The sequence below is a fragment of the Parasphingorhabdus sp. genome (assembly GCF_041748495.1).
In the GTDB taxonomy this organism is placed as follows: domain Bacteria; phylum Pseudomonadota; class Alphaproteobacteria; order Sphingomonadales; family Sphingomonadaceae; genus Parasphingorhabdus.
The window spans coordinates 1-1,846 of sequence record NZ_JBGTDD010000160.1 but is presented as its reverse complement, the minus strand read 5'-3'; the positions used below and the strand labels follow the sequence as shown (position 1 = coordinate 1,846).

Annotated in this window: 3 protein-coding genes; all 3 read right to left on the bottom strand. The window is 57.5% G+C overall.

Annotation, left to right across the window (positions count from 1 at the left end):
- Positions 1-132: 132 nt before the first annotated feature.
- On the bottom strand, positions 133-909 hold the full coding sequence (locus ACEW8J_RS14120; RefSeq protein ID WP_373492283.1) for an enoyl-CoA hydratase: 777 nt from the start codon (positions 907-909) through the stop codon (positions 133-135).
- Positions 909-1,739 carry an SDR family NAD(P)-dependent oxidoreductase gene (locus tag ACEW8J_RS14115; RefSeq protein ID WP_373492282.1) on the bottom strand — a complete coding sequence of 277 codons (831 nt, stop codon included), beginning with the start codon at positions 1,737-1,739 and terminating at the stop codon, positions 909-911. Before ACEW8J_RS14115 ends, ACEW8J_RS14120 begins: the two co-directional genes overlap by 1 nt.
- Positions 1,739-1,846 (bottom strand): DUF3297 family protein (locus ACEW8J_RS14110; RefSeq protein WP_373492284.1); only part of this gene is annotated, 108 nt, incomplete at its 5' end. The genes ACEW8J_RS14115 and ACEW8J_RS14110, both read right to left, overlap by 1 nt.

Below are 1,846 nucleotides of genomic sequence, written 5' to 3'. Positions count from 1 at the left end.
TGGACATGTTCTGGTGGCAGCGGCTCTGGACCGTCGCGGACGTCGAGATCAAATAATTCAACGAAAAACCTGACGGTACCGGCGAGGTCGTCGGTAATGATGTTAACATGATCCAGTGCGTTGAGCTTCATGCTATCCCTTCAAGTTGCGGCCACGTTCCATAATGGCAAGACGCCGGTTCTCAACCGCGTCCATCGATACGCGAGCGTTATAGGGCAGCGAAATTTCATTTTCATAGGCCATTCCATCCGCAAGATTGCGGTCAAAACCGGTCATGATCAGATCCTTGTAGACCTTGAGGAAATCGCGGTCGATGGTCGTCATGTCGCGGGCCAGCGCCTGGGCGGCTGGCATGAGCTGGCCGGGTTCATAGACATGATTGACGAGACCCCATTCACAGGCGGTCTGCGCATCGAGAAACTGTCCGGTAAAGCTCAGCTCGCACGCACGTGACAAGCCAATGAAGCGGGACAGCTTTTGCGACAGTCCCCAGCCCGGCGTTATCCCCACACGAGCGTGGGTGTCGGCGAAACGGGCGTTGGTCGATGCGATACGGATATCGCAAGCCAGGGCCAGTTCAAATCCGCCGGTAATGGCCACGCCGTTAATCGCTCCGATCACCGGAATCGGCATTTCACTCAAGGCAAATACAGGGTTGGTGCTAGCGTCTCTATCGTTGGCTGGTCCCAGTCCCGATGCTCCCAGCTCCTTGAGATCGAGACCTGCTGTGAAGGCCCGCTCTCCGGCACCCGTGACGATCAGGGCGTGGATGCCCTGATCATCGCTCACATCCAGACAGGCAGCACAAAGTTCGACGCGCAAATCTTTGGACAACGCATTCATCGCTTCCGGCCGATTGAGGGTAATCGTTGCAACGCCATCCGTCTTGTCGAGAAGCACCAGAGCCATCAGTCATCATCTCCCGCTTCATATTTTTCGGCGATCTGGGCGCCCATCGCACCGGTCATCGCGAAACATTGTTCGGGATCGCTCTGGCGCAACTGGGCAATCATCAGTTCCGGGCCTTCGGCGATGATCAACTCGGGTATATTATGGGCAACGGCATCCCGGATCTGCCGCGCACATTCGGCGGGTTCCATACCATTGTCGATCACAGCGTCCGATTTACCTCTGCTGTCGCCGTCTCTGGTCAACGCGTTGCGCGAAACATTGGTCCGGATCGACCCGGGCAGGATATTGGTGACACGGATGTTGTGCAGCTTTTCGGTCTCGGCCCGCAAAGCGTCCATATAGCCGATCAGTCCATGTTTGGCAGCGCAATAAGCGGTACGCAACGGTACGCCCACCCGGCCAGCCACCGAGCTGATTCCGACAATATGTCCACCGTCAGCCGCGATCATGTGCGGCAGCAACAACTGGGTCAGCCAGATCGGCGCGAGCAGATCAACATTGATGATCTTGTGATGCACATCGGGATGAGTGTCGAGCGCCAGGCTGCGCTGGCTGATACCGGCATTGTTGACAAGAATATCGACCTTGCCCTTCCAGTTGCGCGCCGCTTCAATCGCGGCGGGCAGGGCATCATAGTCGGTCGTTTCAAACGGCAGGATCATACTGTCCGTACTGAGTTCGGCGGCCACTTGCTCGAGCGCTTCGGTCCGCCGCCCCGACAGGATGATATGCGACCCGGCCGCGCCAAAGCCCTTCGCCAAAGCTGCGCCAATTCCTGAGGAAGCGCCGGTGATCCAGACAATCTTGCCGCGGAAATCGTCGGTCATTAGCCGTCCTTGCTGTTCTTCGGAGCGTCGTCGCCCAGATCTTCAAACCAGGCTTCCACTTCACCGTTCAGTTTGATCAGCAGCGGATTGCCCTTGCGGTCCATGGT

Coding starts and splice junctions, on each gene's coding strand:
- ACEW8J_RS14115 (WP_373492282.1), bottom strand. CDS start 1,739: ATGACCGACGATTTCCGCGGCAAGATTGTCTGGATCACCGGCGCTTCC.
- ACEW8J_RS14120 (WP_373492283.1), bottom strand. CDS start 909: ATGGCTCTGGTGCTTCTCGACAAGACGGATGGCGTTGCAACGATTACC.